This is a genomic window from Flavobacterium nackdongense (assembly GCF_004355225.1).
Classification (GTDB): Bacteria; Bacteroidota; Bacteroidia; order Flavobacteriales; family Flavobacteriaceae; genus Flavobacterium; species Flavobacterium nackdongense.
In genome coordinates this window covers 1,949,075-1,967,357 of the sequence record NZ_CP037933.1, presented here as the reverse complement: position 1 = coordinate 1,967,357, position 18,283 = coordinate 1,949,075, and the positions used below count along the sequence as shown (strand labels likewise).

Genomic DNA, 18,283 nt, shown 5'->3' with positions numbered 1-18,283 from the left:
CATTTATTTTATAACATACATACTTTTTACACAACAGGTTTAGGGTTTGGGAGCCTCGGTAATCAAGCCTTGATTCCATACTTTGATTTTATCCGAAGATTGAATACCGCTAATTACTTGAACATAAATTCCATCACTCACCCCCAAGACCACGTCTTTTCTTTGAAATTTTTGTTTGCCTGTTTCAACTTCGACATAAGGTTTTTGTGTTTTTTTATCAAATTGAACTAAGGATTCTTTCAAAGCCTGCACTTTATCGGCTTTGGCTAAAATAATTGAGGCATTGGCACTCAATCCCGCCCTGATAAAAGTATTGTCTCTATTGGTTAAAGTAGCTTTTATTTCAAATTGAATAGCTCCGTTCTCTGTTTTTCCTTTGGGGGCAATATAGGTCAAGACAGCATCAAATTTTTTGTTTTCGATCGCTCCGACCGTAATTTCGATAGGCATGTTTAATTTAATTTTCCCTACCTCAGATTCATCCACTTTACCCACAAATATCATTCTTCCGATATCGGCCACACTAGCAATGGTAGTCCCTTCATTGAAATTATTACTTTCGATCACTTGATTTCCTACTTTTACAGGAACATCCAAAACCATTCCGTTTACCGTAGAACGAATCAGCGTATTGGCATAATTACCCATACCATCCGTAGTTCCGGTTTTGACAATATCATTACTTTTTTTGGCTGCAGCATAATTTTGTTTGGACTGTTTGTAGGCTACTTGAGCCGCATCGAAATCATTGGCAGAAATAACTCCTTTGTCAAACAAGGTCTTTTGTCTTTGGAATAATTTCTCTTGGTTATCCAAATCAATCTTGGCCGATTGTACTTGGTTTTGAGTGTTGTTTAATGAGGATACATTGGCAACGACTTTAATTTTGGCTATCATATCCCCTGCTTTTACAGATTCACCCGCCTTGATGTAGACCGACTCAATGATTCCTGAAATATTAGGTTTAATCAGTACTTCTTCGTCGGGGACAATATTTCCCGTTGCCAAAGTACTTTTAATTATGGTCTTCACTTCCACTTTATCGGTTTCAAAAACGATAGGCGATTCTTGGTTTTTGGCATATAGATAATACAATGCACCGACAAAAACTATTGCTATAAGCACTAATACTGTGATGGTTACTCCTTTTTTCATTTTGATGGTTTTAAGCCCCTAGCCAACCCTCCCGAAAAGGGAGGGAGTCAAGACAGATTAGATATTTGTTTTTATTTTATAATTTGTTTCTTGTTTACAATTCTTATTTTATACTCCAACAATTCCCCCTTTGGGGAGTTAGGGGCAACCTATTCTGCTCTCAAGGCGTCGACTGGCTTGACATTTATGGCGGTTTGTGCCGGAATGAATCCAGCCAATAAACCAGAGCCTATCAAAATGAGTAAGGCAATAAAAACAACTACTAAATCAACACTTGGATTTATAAACATCATCCCCTCAGAGGGCATAGTTGCTAATATCATATTCAGAATTGCTAATAGTCCGGTAGCGACGGCTATTCCAAACATACCCGCAATGATGGTTAGAAAGATGGCTTCCAGTAGAATTTGTGATCGAATTGCGCCCGGAGTTGCCCCTAAGGCTCGTCGGATACCGATTTCATTAGTCCGTTCTTTGACCACAATTAGCATAATGTTCGAAATTCCGATAATTCCGGACAGCAACACTAATGTTCCTACGAAATAGGCAATGAACTTAAGAACCATAAACAAATCCTGCACTTTTTGAAACTCTTGAAACAAATCAAAATTTCCTACCGCTCTCTCATCCTCGGGATGAATGGTGTGTCGCTCTCGCATGAATGCCAATATTCCCGGCTTCAATTCGGTGATAGAGGCCTCGTCTTTGGCAGTTAGCGCCATCCAACCCACTGTATCTCCAAAATTGAATGCTTGCTGAAAAGTGGTAAACGGAATAAAAACGTTTTTCTGGGCTTGCTCTCCATTTCCACCGTTATTCCCTTTGGATTTATAAACACCCACTACCATAAAATTTATCCCATTTATCTTGATGTAGGTCCCAATTACCTCTTCCTCATTCTTATACAATTCAGCAATAACGCCTTTGCCAATTATAGCCACTTTGCGTCGAGATACGATATCTTGTTGATTGACAAAACGCCCTTTGACGATTTCCATTTGCTCTTGTTTGATCAACTCCGGATAATCTCCATAAATAGTGTACGCACCCGTTTTTGTTCCTCTTATAACATTGCTTACCCCATTAAAATCGCCCAATTGATTGCGCGGCGAAACATATAAAAGGTCTGGAAATTTTTGCTTTAATGCCTCAACATCATTATTTTTAAAATCAAACTGTCTTGTTTTAGGCAAGCCTTTGTAGGCTTTCGATGTTCCTTGGGTCCACATAAACATTGTATTTGTGGCAATACCATCAAATCCTTTTTTGACACCATTTTCCAATCCATTCGAAGCGGCTAATAAAATAACCAAAATAAATATACCCCAAAACACTCCAAAAGCTGTCATTAGCGTTCGGAAGGTATTGGCTGTAAGTGCCTCTAAAATTTCATTCCATTTTTCTCTATCAAACATAATTATTCGTCTCTAAGTGCTACAATGGGTTTAATTTTTGCGGCACGATACGCCGGAATAAATCCAGCCAAAGCTCCGGCAATCACTAAAACAATTAAGGTTGATATTGCCACAGCAAAATCGACTTGTGGATTCCTAAAATATTCACTTTCAGCTTGAGGCCCTATAATTTCTAACAAAGTCAAACCTGTTAATAGTCCGATAAACCCAGAAATGATGGTAATAAAAATTGATTCGTGCAAAATCATCCCGATGATCGAGACTGGCGACGCTCCTAATGCTTTACGAATTCCAATTTCTTTGGTTCTTTCTTTTACAATAATCATCATAATATTACTAACGCCCACGACACCAGCAATGATGGTACAAATTCCTACCCACCAAAAAAACAATCGGATATACAAATTCAAATCATAAAACTTCTTCGCCTCAACAATAGAATTATTGATCCCGATGGCACTTTCATCATCTGGCGCGATCGAATTTTTCCCTTTTAGCAACAGACCTAAATCGGTAGTAAATTTGGTCGCTTCGGCAACGGCTTCTTCATAACTTTCCTTTTTTTGTAAAGTGTAAAACAATACACTCACTTTGTCACCGATACCGTATACCTGCTGAGTGGTTGACAATGGCAAAAACACTCTGCCTTCTTCTCTTTCGCCTCCGGGGTCCGTAAAAACACCAACTACTTTAAAATTGATATTATTCACTGAAATTTTTTCGCCAATAGGATTTTTTCCTTTAAAAAGGTCTAAATTCAATTTTTGACCTATAACTGCTACTTTTTCATTGTGAATCAAATCATTGGTATTGATGAATCGCCCCTGAATTACAGTAGCATTTTCGATGGCCAAATAGTCTGGATTTACCCCTCGATACTGATAATTACCTGATTCTTTTCCGTATACAACAGTGGCGCCCCAAGCATTATAGGTTGCCCCATTTTTGTCAAATAAATCACCATATTTCTGAACGGTAATATCATAATCACTATTTCTAAATTGAATTTGCCTTCCCGGATTCATACCTTTAAAGGCTTTGGTGGTAGTCCCAGACCATACCTCTATAATTCCAGCTGCATCGCGTTCGAACTGTTTTTCGATTCCATTTTGCAAGCCTTTTCCAACCCCAAGCAGAATCACCAAAATAAAAATACCCGAAGCCACAGAAAGTCCGGTGAGGAAAGTCCTCAACTTGTTCTTGGCAATCGCCTCGAATATTTCCTGCCAACGTTCAATATCAAACATAAGAAGATGCTCTAACTTGTTCTACCATTTTATCATCGATGATGAGTCCGTCTTTCAGGACCACATTTCTTTTGCACATAGCGGCAATATCGGGTTCGTGGGTGACAATCAAAATGGTTTTTCCCTCATCATTGATACCTTGAATGAGTTCCATTACCTCGTAAGAAGTCAAAGTATCCAAAGCCCCTGTAGGTTCATCGGCGAGTAATACTTTGGGATTCGATGCCAACGCTCTTGCAATAGCTACCCTTTGTTTTTGCCCTCCCGACAATTCATTGGGCAAATGATGGGAATGCGAGGCCAAACCGACCTTTTCAAGATACCGCAGTGCAATTTCGTTGCGTTCCTTTCGTTTTAATCCCTGATAATACAGAGGCAAAGCAACATTGTCTAAGGCCGTTTTGTAATTGATTAAATTGAATGATTGAAAAACAAAACCCAAAAATTGATTTCGATATCGCGATGCGATGGTTTCATTTAGTTTTTTGATAGGTACTCCGTCTAAAGTATACTGACCTGAGTCTGCCTCGTCTAGAATACCTAGAATATTCAGCAAGGTAGATTTACCCGAACCTGACGACCCCATAATGGCAACGAGTTCACCCTCTTTGATATTGAAATTGATTCCTTTTAGCACGTGCAATTCAGAACTTCCTATCGTATACGACTTGTGTACATCTTTAATTTCAATCATTGTAGCTACTTTTAAACAAATTTAAATATTCAATAGAAAAATTTTAACAAGAAAACGTTAAAGGTTTAATTCTATTTTGGTATAAGACATAATTTATTCAAATATGTTACAAGACAAGCTGAAAAATATATTCATTTTCTTAATTTTGTTTCTTTAAATCCAAATAAAATGTTGAGATTCCTTTCTGTTCTAGCCGTTTTCCTCGTTATTTTCATCCTTGCAAGTTGTTCTACATCCAATAAAATTCAGGCTTTGAAACCAGAACCCGATGATGCCAGCCCATTAGTTTACGAAACCGCAGCTTCTTTTATTAATTTACCGATTAGTGTAAAACTTAAAGATATCGAAAATCAAACCAACACGCTTTTAACAGGTTTGATTTACGAAGACACCAACATCGAAGACGATAATATCGAGATGAGAATTTGGAAATTGGCTCCAATTACCATCGAAAATGATAAGGAATCCGGAAGCGTCGGGACGGGTGGAAAAATAAAAACCGTTCTCCCATTAAAAGCGCAGATAAAATACAGAATTGGCACCAAAACATTAGGTGTCGAATTGTACAATACCAAAGAATTCAATCTCAACGGCGTGGTAACATTAATGAGCGAGGTGGATTTAAACAATTGGAAACTTAGCACCAAAACCAGCTTGCAGTCCCTGAATTGGAACGAAAGTCCCACGATGACAGTTTTTGGTAAAAATATGCCGGTCACCTACCTCATCAATCCTGCTGTAAAACTTTTTAAATCAAAAATCGAAAAGAAAATCGATGAATCGATTGAAAAATCGATGGATTTCAAACCCAATGTTTTGGCTGCTTTAGAAAAAATCTGTACCCCTTTTCAAATGAGCGAAGCCTACGAAAGTTGGCTACGCATTAGTCCTATTGAAATATATTCGACCAATGCGGTACTCAAAAATGACAGTTTTTTGATGGAAATGGGAATGAAATGCACGATGACCACCTTGATCGGAAATAAACCTGAATCAAAATTTGATGCAACCAAAATTAGTTTGAAAGCTGTTGCCAAAATTCCGAACCAAATCAGTGCCAATATTGCGGCGGTTTCGACTTTTGCAGAAGCATCAAAAATTATGACTAAGAATTTTGTTGGACAGGAATTTGGCTCTGGCAGTAAGAAAGTAACCGTTCAAAAAGTAGCTATTTGGCACAAAGACAACAAAATGGTGATTGCTTTAGAGGTTTTGGGAACGGTAAACGGAACTATCTATTTAACTGGTTTTCCGCAGTACAACGAACAAACCAAAGAAGTATTTTTTGACCAATTGGATTACGCCTTAGACACCAAAAATAAATTAATGCGAACTGCCAATTGGCTAGCGCAGGGCTTGGTATTGAGAAAAATTCAGGAAAGTTGCCGCTATTCTATTGTTCCTAATTTGGAAGAAGGCAAACAAAATATTATGACTTATCTAAAAAATTATTCTCCAATGCCCGGGGTATTCGTTAACGGAAAAGTAGATAATGTACAATTTCAGAAAATCCAATTGACCAACAAAGCTATTATTGCGTTTATAAAAGTGAATGGAACGGTAAATGTTTCCGTAGATGGGTTGAAATAGCGTTCAGGTTGCAGACTTTAGATTTCCGATTGAAATTGCAATTACTAGTGCTTTTGTTTATTCTACTATTTAGTTTGAAAAGATAATTCACAATCAAATACGGATAAAATTGAATTAAAAATTAAAATAATTTGATTGTATTTTTACCTTTATTGTAAACTATCCAAAAACCAAAACCGTGATTCAAAAAACATTCCTATTCGTCTCCGTATTGCTGCTGTTTTCTTGTACAAAAACAATTCCAAAACTAGAAGAAGTTCTTCCTTCAAATTCTGAAAATTGGAAAACCGAAGTGGAAAACACCATACAATTATTTGGTCATAGAAATTGGATTGTGGTTGCCGATGGTGCTTATCCCAAACAAAGTAATCCTGCCATAAAAACCATTACTGTCAATGCCGATCAATTGGAAGTAGTGAAATTTGTGCATGAATCAATTGAAAAAACCGCACACGTTCAAGCCAATATTTTTGTAGATAAGGAAATGGCTTTTGTGCCCGAAAAAGACGCAAAAGGAATTGACCAGTACAGAACCGACCTCCATAAAATTTTGAATTCAAAAAACCTCAGCACCAAATTGCACGAGGAAATCATTGGCGAACTCGATAAATCTGCGGAACTATTCGACGTTTTAATCATCAAAACAAAATTAGCAATTCCGTATACTTCTGTATTTTTTCGATTGGAATGCGGCTATTGGAATGCCGAAGCAGAACAAAATCTACGAACCAACCTAAATGCCAAAAAATAAAACGATGAGCGATTCAAATAAAAATACTTGCGATCCCAATTCTGGTTGTTGTTCTCCAAAAGAAGTTGAAGATACTTCAACAGAAAACGGCATTCAAAGAAGAGACTTTTTGAAAGCAATGGGATTAGCCACTGGCGGTGTCCTAATTGGTTTTCCCGCTTTTGGAATGTCAAATTCAAAATCAGATTATACTATTCCAATCGATAAAGGCTTGTCGCCAGAATGGCACAAAAGTCTGTACGAAAGAGGTATTGCAGAAGTTTATAAAGGAAAAGAATTAGCTTATATTGGAATGCCTATTGGCGGCATTTGCACCGGAACAGTGTATCTAGGTGGTGATGGTAAGTTATGGCTTTGGGACATTTTTAATGAAACTAAAGAAGGAATAGTTGATAAAACCTATAAAAATTGGCAAGGCAAAAAAGAAATAAAACCGAGAGATGGTGCCAATTATATTTTTCAAGTGGCTCCCGAATATCCGTTTGAACAAGGATTTGGCATCAGAATACTACAAAATGATACCGTTTGGAATAAAAATTTGGACTTCAAAGGTTTTGAAGATATCAGCTTCAAAGGGCAATATCCAATGGCAGAAATCAGTTATCGCGATGCCAAATTGCCTGTTAACATCGACTTGCAATCTTTCTCCCCATTTGTTCCACTAAACATAGACGAGTCCAGTTATCCCGCCACCATTATGCGTTTTACAGTAACGAATACTAGCGACAAAAAGGCCACTGTCGAACTTTCGGGCTGGTTAGAAAATGCGGTCCTGAATAATTCAGAAAACAACAAAGATTTAAAGTTGGTCAATACTATCGAAAAAGTAGCTGGAAACACTACTTTATTTTGTAGCGCCAATACCAATTCCGAAGTACTAAAAAAACAAAGCGATTTTGGCAATATGGCTTTAACGCTCTACAATTCGGGCAAAAAAAGCAAAGCCGAAGCTGGAATTAAAATCAACAGCACAGTACTTTTTCCAGAAAATGAGCAAAACACTGCCGAAGCTGTTCACGGAGAGCAACTAGTTGGTGTGTTAAGTAAAACCGTGAAGTTGAAACCTGGTAAATCAAAAGTAATTACCTATATTGTTAGTTGGTATTTTCCGAACCTTGTTCTCCCTCAAAATAAAAATTCAAAAGGAGAAAATAAAGGCAGATTGTATGGCAAACGTTTTGCCAATGCGGCAGCCGTAACAACAGCGATTGCCAAAAACTACGACTATTTATACCAAAAAACCGTCGCTTGGAAAAACTGTTTTTATGACGATGCTACTTTGCCACATTGGTTCTTAAACCGAACTTTTTTAAACACTTCCATCCTTGCCACCGAAACGAGTTTCTTGCTAGAAGACGGTCGTTTTTGGGGTTGGGAAGGCATTGGATGTTGTTCTGGAACTTGCACACACGTTTGGCATTATGCACAAGCTTTAGGTCGAATTTTTCCTGAATTAGAAAAGAATTTACGAGAACGAACCGATTTTGCCGTAATCGACACTACCTCTGGAGGCATTGATTTTAGAGGATCGTTGGCCAATAAATATGCCGCCGATGGTCAAGCGGGAATTGTTCTAAGAGCTTATAGGGATTATTTGATTTCTGAAAATAACGCTGCTTTTTTAGAAAAAAATTGGGACAATATCAAACTGTCTTTGCAATATTTAATCAATTTAGATGCCGAAGAAGGTGGCGTTGCCAATGGAACAATTTTTGGCGAACAACACAACACCTTAGATGCCGAATGGTATGGCAATGTACCTGTAATTACTTCTTTATACTTGGCGGCATTAGCGGCTTCGGTAGAAATGGCAATCGCAATTAAAGATACAAAAGCCGAAAAAGAATACGCAACCATACTCGAAGCTGGAAAAATAAACATCGAAAAATTGTTTAATGGCGAATTTTTCATTCAAAATGAAGACCCAAAACACAAAAAAGCAATTGGAATTGGTTCTGGCTGTTATATCGATCAGGTATTTGGACAAAGTTGGGCACATCAACTAGGATTAGGTCGTTTGTACAATAAAGAAATGATTAACAAATCCTTAGAATCATTGTGGAAATATAATTTTGTCCCCGATATGGGAGCATTACGTGATAGTATTTCGCCCAAACATAACGGACGACCTTATGCCTTGGCGGGAGATGCTGGTTTGGTTATGTGTACTTGGCCATTGGGAGGAAAAAGAGATGACTGGGAAAAACATTGGCAGTTTGGCTACTTTAATGAAGTTATGACTGGTTTCGAACATCAGTTGGCAAGCCATTATATCTGGGAAGACAAATTGGATTATGGATTATCACTGGTGAAAGCGGTACACGAGCGCTATGGTGCCACCAAAAGAAATCCTTATAACGAAATAGAATGTAGCGACCATTACTCGAGAGCGATGGCAAGTTATGGTGCTTTTATTGCCGCTTGTGGCTTTACCTACAACGGACCAAAAGGGCAATTAGGCTTTACTCCAAAAGTGAATCCTGAGAATTTCAAAGCCGCTTTTACTGCAGCAGAAGGTTGGGGAAGTTTACAACAAACCAGAACAGCCACTTCTCAAACTAATAGCTTAAAACTAGCTTACGGAAAATTAAAAATTCAACAAATAGAAGTTGGGTTAGTAATAGGAAAAACCCCTAATTCTCTCAAAATGAGCTTTAACGACAAACCTCTAAAAACTTCTTTTAAAAATAGTGAAAACAAAATCATTGTTGCTTTTGAACCTATCGAAATAAAAGAAAATGAGGAAATTAAAGTGACGATAGGGCTCTAATATCGGTCAGTATTGAGCGATAAATCACAGTTTCTTTTTTCGCATTCGATAAATATAATATCCAATGCCGCCAACCAACAAATAGGGAATCACCATAAGGTACACGATACCATCATTGACCGCTTCGGCTTTTACTTTATTACTTTCGCCTGCTAGAGCAGCTCGGCACATAGCACATTGAGCGAAGGATGAAATTCCAAAATACAAAAAACAAATTCCAAATAGAAAAGACTTTATTATGAAATTCGGAATTTGGGATTTTAAATATTGAATTATTCCATTTTCACTTCTAACTTCTGACTTCTGACTTCTAACTTTAGTTGACATAATACGGTGAAATCATTAAATAAACTACAACTCCGGTTACAGCAACATACAGCCAAATAGGAAAAGTGATCTTGGCAATTTTTTTATGAGTGTCAAATTTTTCGGCCAAAGCACGAACATAGGATATTAAAACCAAAGGTATAACCGCAACAGACAAGAGAATATGCGACACCAAAATGAAATAATAAATCGGTCTGATGATACCTTCGCCTCCAAATTTGGTAGACTCAGAAGTCATATGGTAGGCCACATACATCACTAAAAAAACGATTGATAACGAAATAGCAATCGTCATCAGTTTTTTATGCAAGGCAACTCTTCCGTCTTTAATAGACAAAACTGCAGCGACCAAAACAACAGCGGTTACTCCATTTATCGTTGCATAAATAGGCGGCAAAAACGAAAGTGGCTCTACATTATATCCAAATTCTTTTAATTTAACGCCAAATAAAATCGCAACCACTACCGGAATTAAAATAGAAACGACGATAATAAACGTGTTGAATCTTTTTTCGATTGATTTATCTTCCATAATTATTCTTTTAATAAAATTGCTATATCCTGCTGAATGTCTCTAACTCCTTTTTTGTCTAAACCGTCATAATATAAAATTGGATTCCCAAAATCGTCTTTTCGGCACCGAATATTCCCGTTTTTGTCGATTAGTGCAAACAAGCCCGAGTGTTCAAAACCCCCTTTTACATTTTTGTTTTCGCCAGCGTACAGATTAAATCCTTTATTCGCCAAGTCAAAAATAGCTTTCTTTTCGCCCGTCAGGAAGTTCCAGTTCGATGATTTTACTCCTAATAATTCTCGATGTTCCTTCAAAACGGCTGCAGTATCGTGCTCCGGATCGATGGTTATAGAAACAATTCCAAAATTAGGATTACCAAAGAAGGTCTGCTCTAATTGCAACATACTTTGATTCATCTTGGGACAAATTGTGGGGCAAGTGGCAAAGAAAAACTCTAGTACAACGACTTTCCCTTTGTATGTTTCATTTGTAATCTTTAGGTTATCCTGATTGACTAATTCAAATTTAGGCGCCGGACCAATTTTTTCCAAACGGCCGGTATTTGTCGTTGCATTCGAGACTTTGTCTAATCGATCGCCTTTTACCACTTCACCATTTTGAAAACGATCTACAATTTTAGGAACTGCATAAATTCCAAAAACCAAGATAATAAAAGAAATTCCGATATAGGATTTGTTTTTAAACATGAGGATACGTATTACAGTTTTTTTGATGCGTTGTGGTTTTTCTTGAGGGCTGCGCGATATTCATACAAAATCACCTTGAAATCATCTAACATTTCGTTACTCAGTTCCGATGGATGAAAAGTGTTGTACCCTTCTTTGTACCCTTTTTTCTCTTTTCTTCCGCGAAGGTTTCTTTCTTTATCAACGATATAAACATTTGGCGTGCCAAAATCCTGATCTAGTTTTCCAACTAATTTCAGTTGCTTGTAAAAGGATTGTATCTCTTCTGTAGTCGTAAATACAAAATGCCATTGACTCACATCGGTGGTAGCGCCTAAAGCGTCGACAATTTTTTGAGCATCAGCTTCTGTGCCCAATGGACAAACCACAACAAATTGCAAATCTTTGAAACTGTGGTACCGTTGGTAAATTTTGGCATTGAGATTGAAATAATTCCCTCTATTCCTCAAGAGATTGGTTCCTGAAAAACCAAGAATAGTTATTTTACTATTTAGACTTACTTTTTCATTTTTCAGTGATTTCCAATTGCCAAAATCAGCAACTTTGGGCGTGATGACAGGTAATTTTGTAAAACTATTGACTCCTGAAGCAAAAAAAAGATAGGCAACAATGGGTAAGACAAAAAGGACAAAGAGTACAATATTTTTTTTCATAATTGTGCCAAGTAAATAAAGTGTAAAAATAAAAAAAGGCACGCAAAGCGCACCCTTTTTATCGAATTAATATTTTGTTAAAAATTCCACTTGATGGTCGAATTCTTAAAAACCTCAAAAACATAATGCCCTTCAGTCAATAAAATGAAAAGCAAATACACCACTAAAAATATTAGAGGAAAAATAACCGCATATTGCAAAGAGGTTCTTTCGCCTTCCATGTGCATAAATGCGTAAACAATATAGTAGGCTTTTAGCCCAGTTAAAATAATGAATATCCAGTTTAGCAAGTTTAGTCCTAAAAAACTGTTGTTATGAATAATTGGTGGCTTTACAATCCCTAAAAACACCTCTACGATGGTTACTATTGACAATATTCCAAATACCGTCCAAATTCTTTTTGTGTTAGAAACGTGTTCGTGTGACATAATAATTTCTTTTTGTAAATTAAACTAGATAGAAAACGGTGAATACAAATACCCAAACTAAATCGACGAAGTGCCAATACAATCCGACTTTCTCTACCATCTCATAACTTTTTCTTTTCTCATAGGTTCCAAGTAACACATTAAAGAAAATGATGATATTAATAACTACCCCAGAAAACACGTGGAATCCGTGAAAACCTGTAATAAAGAAGAAGAAATCAGCAAATAATTTGCTGCCATATTCATTTCTAGTCAGATTTGCGCCTTCTACTACCAAACTAGCGTCTTTCAAACGCAGTTCTGATTCCGCTCTAGTTAGAATCGTTTTTTTCTTATTAGCATCAATATGCTCCGTTCTTATCAAAATAGTAGGATTTGCCTTGAAACCCGCCTGCACTTCTGCAACAGAGTAGGCTGGCAAACTAGGTTCGCTCATAAACCATCTCCCTTTATCTCTAGTCAATTGTTCTCTTTCTTCCGGCAGGGTTACAGCGAAATCTGCGAGTGCCACTCGATGTCCTTCTGCATCTACAAATTGAAGTAAACTTCCTCCTTTGGTTTCAACAGCACCATATTCCCCTTTGATGAAGTTTTTCCATTCCCAAGCTTGTGAACCAACGAATATTAAACCTCCAATAATAGTTAAAAACAGATAAATGACTACTTTATCCTTTTTCATTTGATGGCCCGCATCAACAGCTAGCACCATAGTAACTGATGAAAAGATCAGAACAAAGGTCATAAATGCTACATAAAGCATCGGTTGAGGATTGCCGTGCATAAACGGAAAGTGCGTAAACACCTCATCGGCTAAAGGCCAAGTTTCAATAAATTTAAATCTTGAAAAACCATAAGCGGCAAGAAATCCCGAAAATGTCAACGCATCCGATAGGATAAAAAACCACATCATCAATTTGCCATAGCTAGCTCCCATTGGTTGGTTGTCTCCACCTCCCCAAACTTTTTCTCCACTATTTGCAGTTGTTACTGTACTCATAAAAAAATTTTAGTTAAAAGTTTTCAAATCTACAATTTTTTCTTAATCAAAGAAAAATAAAAATAAAAATAAATAAATCCACAATAAATCCAGAAAATGCCAATACATCGCACCGAGCTCGATACCAAGTGTTTGAGATGCATTATACCTGCCTTTCAATTGTTTAAAAATAATAATCAAAAGCGCGAGCAATCCGCCGGCAAGATGCAATAAATGCACCACCGTAACGATATACAAAAAGGTAGTCGTAATCGAACTTTCGGCTCCAGTAAAATAATAGCCACTTGCTACAATTTGACCAAAACCTACAAATTGCAACACCACAAATAGAATTCCCAACGCTAAAGTTGCCAATAGCCAAGAGGTTGTGGTTTTTTGCAGGTCCTTTTGAATGGCTTTTTTGGCCAAATGAAAAGTTACACTACATCCGATTATCACTGCTGTACTAAAATAAAATGCGGTGGGTAATTGAAAATCTTTCAACCAATCGGCTCTGGATTTACTTACCACAAACGCACTTGTTAGTCCAGCAAACATCATAATCATACTGATCATGGCGAACAACAACAGCAATTTATAGGATCTTGCGGTTCTCAATTTATGCTCTTCAGCGGTCATTATCGTTGTCATAACTATCTTAAAAATTTGTCAAATATATAAATAAATTGCAATAGTGTAATATAAGAAACACTTACTAACATTAGTGTTCTAGCCGATTTAGCCGTTCTGGACTGATACAATTTCACGGCATAATACAGCATCCAAAGTCCGAGCAAAAACACCAAAACTGCCGCAACTGGCGAAATAAATAATTGCCCCGTATAACCCAATGAAGGCAAAAGTGAAGCGATTATCAGCCAGACAGTATACAGTATAATTTGCAAAGCCGTTCCTTTATCTTTGTTTCCCGTTGGCAACATAAAGAAACCTGCTTTTTTATAATCCTCATACAAAAACCAACCTATCGCCCAAAAGTGCGGAAACTGCCAGAAGAACTGAATCAAAAATAAAGTCCCCGCTTCGATGCCAAAATTACCCGTCGCAGCTACCCAGCCCAACATAAACGGAATGGCTCCCGGAATCGCACCAACAAAAACCGACAAAGGAGTCACTGTTTTTAGTGGGGTGTAAATGCTTGTATAAAAAAATATCGAAATCGCACCAAACATCGCCGTTTTAGGGTTGATGGTGTATAATAATGCAATTCCAATAATCGTCAGAATACTGGCCACAACTACAGCCACTTTGGGCGCCATTCTTCCTGAAGCAACGGGGCGATTTTTGGTCCTGTCCATCAAAGCATCAAGGTCTTTTTCGATAACCTGATTGTACGCATTTGATGCGCCTACCATACAATAACCACCGATGGCTAGCTTGAGCAAAACCACCCAATCCAAAACTTGAAAATCAGCTACTCCAAGCAAAAAACCCGCAATCGAAGAAAAAACAACACTAATCGCCAAACCGGCTTTAGTAATGGCCTTGAAATCGACATATATAGATTTTAGGGAAATGGAACTAGATGTACTACTCAAAGTCAGTTGGGTTTATTTTAAAACTTTTGCAAAAGTAGTTTATCAAAAGGGAATAGGCAAAAAACAATTCATAAAAAAGGATAAATATCATTTCAAAAACAAAAAAATTTAATTAACTCTTTTTTTGAATCAGGGTTTCTTTACAATACCTCATTTTCAGCTGCTGAAAACGGATGCTTTTTTCGAAACTCCGCCATTTTATCATAAAAATTCCCGGAGATGGGGTATCCTCTTTTTACTAGCTCTTTATAGGCAATGAGCACTGAATTCGGCTCATACTCTTTCCAAAAGAAAATCACATAACTCAAATCTAAACTTGGAATTGTTTCTAAAGATTCCTTTTCGATGGTTTTCATAAAACAATTTTATTATTTTGAACCAAACTTAAAAGCAATAAAATTCAAATCCTTACGACTTTCCTCATTTTGGTGATTTTTTTTAAAATATAAAACCACAACTTTTGTTTATCTTTTTTTTGGAAAAACAATTTTACGCATCATAAGACATAAAATTATGCAACCTATAAATAGTGCACCATACGCCGAAGATGATTAACAATTTTAGACGGTAAAAGGGTATTATCCTATTTTTGAAAATATTCGAATTGCTCATCCTAAATTTTTCCCTTCTGGGGTACATTTTATAATCGAAGAGGATAAAAAGGAAATCCTTATCATTGCGATTCCGTACAATAAACAAGATAAAAGCAAAATTATTAAACGATTGTGATATAAATAAAAGTCTCCTTTTAGTAATTAATGCACAATCAGCTGCATATTTTTCAATTGTTCCAAATAATCTCGTTCGTTCGATAATCTCGGAATCTTGTGTTGACCGCCTAGTTTGTGTTTTTCTTTCAGCCAATCATAGAATAAATTAGGTCTGGCAAGATTAATTATCAAAGGATTCAATGTCATATTGTTGTAACGTTTCGCCTCGTAATCCGAATTTAAAGATTGCAAAGTTTCGTCCAATACTTTTTGGAAATGAGCAATATCGTCTGGGTTTTTCTTGAATTCGATAATCCATTCGTGAGCGCCTTTTTCTTTGTCTTTCATAAAAACGGGAGCAACGGTATAATCCACCATTTCGGTTTTAGTAATTTGACAGGCTTTGGCAATGGCTTGATCTGTATTTTCGACCATCAATTCTTCGCCAAAAACATTGATGTGATGTTTGGTTCTTCCTGTTACTCTAATCTTATAAGGACTCAAGGAAGTAAAACGCACCGTGTCACCAATCATATAGCGCCATAAACCGGAATTGGTGGTGATGATAATGGCATAATTTTTAAAAAGTTCCACCTCCGATAATCGAACCGTTTTCTGATTCGGTGTTCCAAAAGTATCCATTGGAATAAATTCGTAGAAAATACCGTAATCTAACATCAACAGTAAATCGCTGGAATAATTCAAATCTTGGATCGCAAAAAATCCTTCGGAAGCATTGTATATTTCGTAATATTTGAAATCTTTTTTCGGTAAAATCTTTTGATATTGTTCGCGATACGGTTCAAAATTTACTCCGCCGTGAAAATAAACTTCGAGATTGGGCCACAATTCTAGTAAATTCCCTTTGCCGGTTTCTTCCAATAATTTATTCATTAAAACCAATAGCCAGGAAGGAACTCCTGCAAAACTCGTTACATTTTCATTTTTGACTTCGTTGATAATCGCTGGAATTTTGGTTTCCCAGTCGCTCATCAATGAAATTTCTTTGTTTGGAGTGCTGCTAAAATCAGCCCACATTGGCATATTTTCAATCAAAATGGCCGATAAATCGCCAAACAAAGTATTATTGTCTTCATAAATTTGGGCACTCCCGCCAAGCCGAAGGCTTTTGCCTAAAAACATTTCTGAATTTTCGTTGTTGCTCAAATACATACACAGCAAATCTTTGCCTGCTTTGTAGTGGCAATCTTCTAAGGCTTCAGGGCTTACGGGGATGAATTTACTTTTGGCATTGGTGGTTCCGCTAGATTTGGCAAACCATTTGATGGGCGTTTCCCAAATAACATTTTGTTCGCCCTTCCTTGTTCTTTCAATCAATGGCTGTAATTCTTCATAGGTAGAAACGGGCACTCTTTCAGCAAAAGTAGTATAGGAATTTATAGAAGTATAATCGTATTGTTTTCCTATTACCGTGTTTTGAGCTGATTGAATCAAATTCATCAACAATTCTTCCTGAACTTCGTTCGGGTACTTCAAAAAAAGTTCTATTTGATGAATTCTTTGTTTAAGAACCCAAGAAGCAAGCGAATTGATAACAGGTATAGGCATGGAGATTTATGATTTTAGAGTGCTGATTCTAGATTTTAGATTTGATTATCTATTTACAAATACTAACTTTGCATTCGTATCAAAAATAGTGTTTTTTTATAAAAAACAATTCTATTTACCATAAAGATTCTGATGTAGATGTGGTTTTCAATAAAATGAAATCTAAAATTCGCACTTCAAATCTAAAATCAGAAATCGTTAATCTACAATCAGAAATTAAATGACCTACGAAGGCACGCTTACCAAAATGCAGACCGAGTTTGCAAATCCAATTCAATATTATTTGGTTTTTGACAATAGTTTTTTGAATGTGAATCAATTGCTTGACAAAAAACTTGAAATCAATTTTGTGGGATACCAATGTTTGAATTGTGGCAAAAAGAAGAAAATTTTCCGACAAGGGTTTTGTTACGATTGTTTTTATTCGAGCCCAGCCGTTGGCGATTGGATTATGAAACCCGAATTGAGCACAGCGCATTTGGGAATTCAAGACCGGGATTTGGTCTATGAAGAAAAAGTACAATTGCAACCCCATATTGTGTATTTGGCGTTGTCCAGCGAAGTAAAAGTAGGAGTGACTCGTAAAACTCAAATGCCAACAAGATGGATTGACCAAGGCGCATCTCAAGCGATTGCTATCGTAGAAGTTCCGAATCGGTATCTGGCGGGAATTACGGAGGTGGCGTTGAAAAATCATTTTGCCGATAAAACCAATTGGCGCAAAATGCTTCAAAACGATGTGGAACAAGTCGATTTAATTGCCGAAAGGTTGAAAGTGGAGAATTTAATTCCCGCCGAAGTTCAGGAGTATTTTTACAATGAGAAAAACGATTTATACGAGATGCACTTTCCTGTTTTGGAATATCCTAAAAAAATAAATAGTTTGAGTTTGGAAAAAACGCCGAATTTTCAAGGAAAATTGATGGGAATAAAAGGACAATATTTAATTTTTGAAGACGGAACCGTTTTTAATGTCCGCAGTTCTGAAGGCTTTGTGGTGCAAATTAATGTTTAAAAAAAAGCCCTTTCAATCCAATGGCATAGGACTAAAAGGGCAAACTAGTACCACTAAAGATTCTAATGGGGACATTCTGACCATTCAATTCAATTTTTTTTCAAACCAGGCAGTACATTAAGGTTCGTTAAGAAGTTTTAAATCTTAATTTTCTTTGCGTTCTTAATGCTTTAACTTTTTATACAAAATCCGGTAAAACCAATTTT

Annotated in this window: 18 protein-coding genes; 4 read left to right on the top strand and 14 right to left on the bottom strand. The window is 36.7% G+C overall.

All coding sequences use genetic code 11. The annotated features are described in order from the left end of the window. Nucleotides 1-39: 39 nt before the first annotated feature. The 4 genes from E1750_RS08400 to E1750_RS08385 form a co-directional block, all read right to left on the bottom strand. Complete coding sequence (locus E1750_RS08400) at nucleotides 40-1,155, bottom strand: efflux RND transporter periplasmic adaptor subunit (protein WP_133276344.1); 1,116 nt, start codon at nucleotides 1,153-1,155, stop codon at nucleotides 40-42. A 149-nt stretch (nucleotides 1,156-1,304) separates the two neighbouring features. After that, complete coding sequence (locus E1750_RS08395; RefSeq protein ID WP_133276343.1) at nucleotides 1,305-2,570, bottom strand: ABC transporter permease; 1,266 nt, start codon at nucleotides 2,568-2,570, stop codon at nucleotides 1,305-1,307. Between the two features lie 2 nt (nucleotides 2,571-2,572). Further along, entirely contained in the window at nucleotides 2,573-3,817 is a 1,245-nt protein-coding gene (locus E1750_RS08390; RefSeq protein ID WP_133276342.1) for an ABC transporter permease, read from the bottom strand. After that, nucleotides 3,810-4,511: an ABC transporter ATP-binding protein gene (locus tag E1750_RS08385; RefSeq protein WP_133276341.1), complete on the bottom strand. Its 702-nt coding sequence runs from the start codon at nucleotides 4,509-4,511 to the stop codon at nucleotides 3,810-3,812. The genes E1750_RS08390 and E1750_RS08385 overlap by 8 nt, the downstream gene beginning before the upstream one ends. Nucleotides 4,512-4,679: 168 nt before the next feature. On the opposite strand from E1750_RS08385, the gene E1750_RS08380 reads away from it, so the two are divergent. From E1750_RS08380 to E1750_RS08370, 3 genes are all read left to right on the top strand, one after another. Further along, entirely contained in the window at nucleotides 4,680-6,101 is a 1,422-nt protein-coding gene (locus E1750_RS08380) for a DUF4403 family protein (RefSeq protein ID WP_394346303.1), read from the top strand. A 178-nt stretch (nucleotides 6,102-6,279) separates the two neighbouring features. After that, nucleotides 6,280-6,852, top strand: a complete 573-nt coding sequence (locus E1750_RS08375) for an RbsD/FucU domain-containing protein (RefSeq protein WP_165698023.1) — start codon at nucleotides 6,280-6,282, stop codon at nucleotides 6,850-6,852. A gap of 4 nt (nucleotides 6,853-6,856) precedes the next feature. Beyond that, nucleotides 6,857-9,622, top strand: a complete 2,766-nt coding sequence (locus E1750_RS08370) for a GH116 family glycosyl-hydrolase (protein WP_165698022.1) — start codon at nucleotides 6,857-6,859, stop codon at nucleotides 9,620-9,622. Nucleotides 9,623-9,646: 24 nt separating this feature from the next. On the opposite strand, the gene E1750_RS08365 is transcribed toward E1750_RS08370, so the two are convergent. The 10 genes from E1750_RS08365 to E1750_RS08320 all read right to left on the bottom strand — a co-directional run bounded on the left by E1750_RS08365 (nucleotide 9,647) and on the right by E1750_RS08320 (nucleotide 17,062). After that, the gene (locus E1750_RS08365) at nucleotides 9,647-9,949 is read right to left on the bottom strand and encodes a hypothetical protein (RefSeq protein ID WP_394346302.1); all 303 of its coding nucleotides are present in this window, start codon (nucleotides 9,947-9,949) and stop codon (nucleotides 9,647-9,649) included. Beyond that, nucleotides 9,939-10,481: a DUF420 domain-containing protein gene (locus tag E1750_RS08360; protein WP_133276338.1), complete on the bottom strand. Its 543-nt coding sequence runs from the start codon at nucleotides 10,479-10,481 to the stop codon at nucleotides 9,939-9,941. The genes E1750_RS08365 and E1750_RS08360 overlap by 11 nt, the downstream gene beginning before the upstream one ends. A gap of 2 nt (nucleotides 10,482-10,483) precedes the next feature. Next, nucleotides 10,484-11,170 carry an SCO family protein gene (locus E1750_RS08355; RefSeq protein ID WP_133276337.1) on the bottom strand — a complete coding sequence of 229 codons (687 nt, stop codon included), beginning with the start codon at nucleotides 11,168-11,170 and terminating at the stop codon, nucleotides 10,484-10,486. Nucleotides 11,171-11,181: 11 nt separating this feature from the next. Continuing rightward, nucleotides 11,182-11,823, bottom strand: coding sequence for a hypothetical protein (locus E1750_RS08350; protein ID WP_133276336.1), 642 nt, complete (start codon nucleotides 11,821-11,823; stop codon nucleotides 11,182-11,184). Nucleotides 11,824-11,900: 77 nt separating this feature from the next. Continuing rightward, nucleotides 11,901-12,251, bottom strand: coding sequence for a cytochrome C oxidase subunit IV family protein (locus E1750_RS08345; protein WP_133276335.1), 351 nt, complete (start codon nucleotides 12,249-12,251; stop codon nucleotides 11,901-11,903). Between the two features lie 19 nt (nucleotides 12,252-12,270). Then, nucleotides 12,271-13,248, bottom strand: coding sequence for a cytochrome c oxidase subunit 3 (locus E1750_RS08340; protein WP_133276334.1), 978 nt, complete (start codon nucleotides 13,246-13,248; stop codon nucleotides 12,271-12,273). Nucleotides 13,249-13,290: 42 nt separating this feature from the next. After that, nucleotides 13,291-13,878, bottom strand: coding sequence for a cytochrome c oxidase subunit 3 (locus tag E1750_RS08335; protein ID WP_133276333.1), 588 nt, complete (start codon nucleotides 13,876-13,878; stop codon nucleotides 13,291-13,293). Between the two features lie 2 nt (nucleotides 13,879-13,880). Further along, complete coding sequence (gene cyoE / locus E1750_RS08330) at nucleotides 13,881-14,783, bottom strand: heme o synthase (protein ID WP_133276332.1); 903 nt, start codon at nucleotides 14,781-14,783, stop codon at nucleotides 13,881-13,883. Nucleotides 14,784-14,923: 140 nt separating this feature from the next. Continuing rightward, complete coding sequence (locus E1750_RS08325) at nucleotides 14,924-15,139, bottom strand: hypothetical protein (protein ID WP_133276331.1); 216 nt, start codon at nucleotides 15,137-15,139, stop codon at nucleotides 14,924-14,926. A 399-nt stretch (nucleotides 15,140-15,538) separates the two neighbouring features. Continuing rightward, a complete protein-coding gene (locus tag E1750_RS08320) occupies nucleotides 15,539-17,062 on the bottom strand; it encodes a GH3 auxin-responsive promoter family protein (protein ID WP_133276330.1) in 1,524 nt (507 codons plus the stop codon). 220 nt (nucleotides 17,063-17,282) lie between these two features. Between E1750_RS08320 and E1750_RS08315 the strand changes: the two genes are divergently transcribed. Next, entirely contained in the window at nucleotides 17,283-18,077 is a 795-nt protein-coding gene (locus E1750_RS08315; protein ID WP_133276329.1) for a DUF2797 domain-containing protein, read from the top strand. The last annotated feature ends 206 nt before the right edge of the window (nucleotides 18,078-18,283 follow it).